The 2,846-nt window shown below is 68.4% G+C and carries 2 protein-coding genes; one reads left to right on the forward strand and one right to left on the reverse strand.

Annotation, left to right across the window (positions count from 1 at the left end; all coding sequences use genetic code 11):
• Window positions 1-1,663 (reverse strand): proline dehydrogenase family protein (locus tag AC3XYG_RS31755; RefSeq protein ID WP_489143885.1); only part of this gene is annotated, 1,663 nt, incomplete at its 3' end.
• Between the two features lie 176 nt (window positions 1,664-1,839).
• On the opposite strand from AC3XYG_RS31755, the gene AC3XYG_RS31760 reads away from it, so the two are divergent.
• Window positions 1,840-2,460: a DapH/DapD/GlmU-related protein gene (locus tag AC3XYG_RS31760; protein ID WP_489143886.1), complete on the forward strand. Its 621-nt coding sequence runs from the start codon at window positions 1,840-1,842 to the stop codon at window positions 2,458-2,460.
• The last annotated feature ends 386 nt before the right edge of the window (window positions 2,461-2,846 follow it).

Here is a 2,846-nt window from a genome sequence, read left to right on the forward strand (position 1 = left end):
AGGTGTTGGCGCCATTCTCCAGCAGGCGGCGGACGAGATAGGCCAGCAGCGTCTCATGCGTGCCCACGGGGGCGTAGATCCGGCACGGCCGGTCCAGCTTCTCGCGGCCCACCACTTCTTCGTAGAGCCCCTCACCCATGCCGTGCAGGCACTGGAACTCGTACTGGCCGCGGTAATAGTTGCCACCGGCCATCTGGTAGATCGTCGCCAGGGTCTGGGCGTTGTGGGTGGCGAATTGCGGGAACACCGCGTCCGGCGCGGCCAGCAGCTTGCGGGCGCAGGCGAGGTAGGACACGTCGGTGTAGATCTTGCGGGTGTAGACCGGGAAGCCTTCGAGGCCGTCGACCTGGGCGCGCTTGAGCTCGCTGTCCCAATAGGCGCCCTTGACCAGCCGCACCATCACCCGGTGGCCGCTGCGCCGGGCCAGGTCGATGACATAGTCGATCACGAAGGGGCAGCGCTTCTGATAGGCCTGGACCACGAAGCCGATGCCGTTCCAGCCGGCCAGGGCCGGGTCGAAGCACAGCGCTTCCAAAAGGTCGAGCGACAGCTCCAGCCGGTCGGCCTCTTCCGCATCGATGTTCAGGCCGATGTCGTAGCTGCGGGCCAGCACCGCCAGCGACGTCAGCCGCGGCAGCAGTTCGGCCGTCACCCGGTCTCCTTGAGCCCGGGAATAGCGCGGATGCAGGGCCGACAGCTTGATCGAGATGCCCGGCCCCTCATAGATGCCGCGCCGCTCCGCCGCCTTGCCGATGGCGTGGATCGCCTGCTCGTAGTCGCGCAGGTAGCGGTCGGCATCGGCCGCGGTCGTCGCCGCCTCGCCGAGCATGTCGTAAGAGTAGCGGAAGCCCTTGGCCTCGTGCTTGCGGCCGTTGGCGAGTGCCTCGGAGATGGTCTGGCCGGACACGAACTGCTCGCCCATCATCCGCATGGCGATGTCGACGCCCTTGCGGATCAGCGGCTCGCCGCCGCGGCCGATCAGCCGGGTCAGCGCGGCCGACAGCCCGGCCTCGCTGTTGGTGGTCACCAGCTTGCCGGTCACCACCAGGCCCCAGGCGGCGGCGTTGACGAACATCGACGGGCTCTGCCCGACATGGGATTGCCAGTCGCCGGACGAGATCTTGTCGCGGATCAGCGCATCGCGGGTGGCGCGGTCGGGGATGCGCAGCAGCGCCTCGGCCAGGCACATCAGGGCGACGCCCTCATGGCTCGACAGCGAGAATTCCTGGAACAGTCCCTCGACGCCGCCGCCGACGCCCTTGGCGCGCAGCGCCTCGACCAGGGTGCGGGCGATGCCGCGGGCGCCGTCGAGCACCGGCTTCGGCAGGGTGGCGCCGGCCAGGATGAAGGGCAGGCACTCCTCCTCCGGCCGGCGATAGGCGGCGGTGATCTTGGCGCGCAGCACGGTCTGCGGCCGCACCGACTGGGCGAAGTCGAGGAAGGGTTGCGGGCCGGTCTCGTCGGCCGGGCCTTCGATCACGTCGACACCGTCGCCGTCGCCGGTCGGGCCAAAGGCCTCGCCGCCGCGCTCGATCCGGTCGAGCATCGTGAGCACCGCCTGCTTCACCAGCCAATGCGGGGTGCGGCCCTGCTTTTCCGCCGCCGCCTTCAGCCGCGTGCGCAAATCGTCGTCGATCTTGATGCCGAAGGTGGTGTTGGCCATGGCCCGCCCCGCTGGTTGCACCTCTTTCCGCAATCGGTATCACCTTTCACATTTAAGGTGCAACCGGATCCGATTCCGGGACCCTGCCAGAGAGACTTCGTCCGGCCTCCGGCACCCGCAAAACCGTCATGAAATTCGTCTAGACCTCCAGACCATACCCGACCGGAGATGTGCCGATGAGCGCCAAGACGCTGGGGCTGGAGTCCCAGATCCACCCGACCGCCCGCGTGTCCGACAGCCGCCTCGGCACCTACACCGAAATCGGCGCCAATGCCGTGCTGGCCGAGGTCGGCCTCGGCGACTACAGCTACCTTATGGACGGGGCGATGGCCTGGTGCGTCGAGATCGGCAAGTTCTGCTCGATCGCCGCCTACACCCGCCTGAACGCGCCGAACCACCCGACCTGGCGGGCGACGCAGCACCACTTCACCTATCGCTCCGCCGCCTACGGCCTGGGCGAGGCCGACGACACCGAGTTCTTCGCCTGGCGCCGCGGCAACGCCGTGACCATCGGCCATGACGTCTGGATCGGCCACGGCGCCATCGTGCTGCCGGGCGTGACGGTCGGCACCGGCGCGGTGATCGGTGCCGGATCGGTGGTGACCCGTGACGTGCCGCCCTACACCATCGTCGCCGGCAGCCCGGCCAAGCCGATCCGGCGCCGTGTCAGCGAGGCGGTGGAGGCACGGTTGCTGGCCCTGGCCTGGTGGGACTGGCCGCATGACCGGCTGCGTGACGCGATGGCCGATTTCCGGTCGCTGGATGCGGAAGGCTTCTGCGCCAAGCACGAGGGCTGATAGCCCGCGTAGGGAACTGGTTGCGGCGCCGGGCGATTGACTCGGTACTTGCTCGCCGCAACCCGAGGACCGGCCCATCAAACCGATCATCGCCGCCGCCGCGCCGACGCTGCCCGACCCCCAGGCCGAGGCCTTCTACACCGAGGCGCTGCAGGAGCTGGGCGGGACCGACCTGCCCTTCCTGCTGGCCGGCACCTATGCGGTCAGCGCCTATACCGGGATTTCGCGGCCGACCAAGGACCTCGACATCTTCTGCAAGGCCGGCGACAGCCCACGCATCCTCGGCCATTTCCAAGACCTGGGCTATGCCATCGAGATCGAGGACGAGCGCTGGCTGGGCAAGGTGCACAAGGGCTCGCATTTCTTCGACGTGATCTACGCCTCGT

Source organism: Inquilinus sp. (assembly GCF_057815775.1).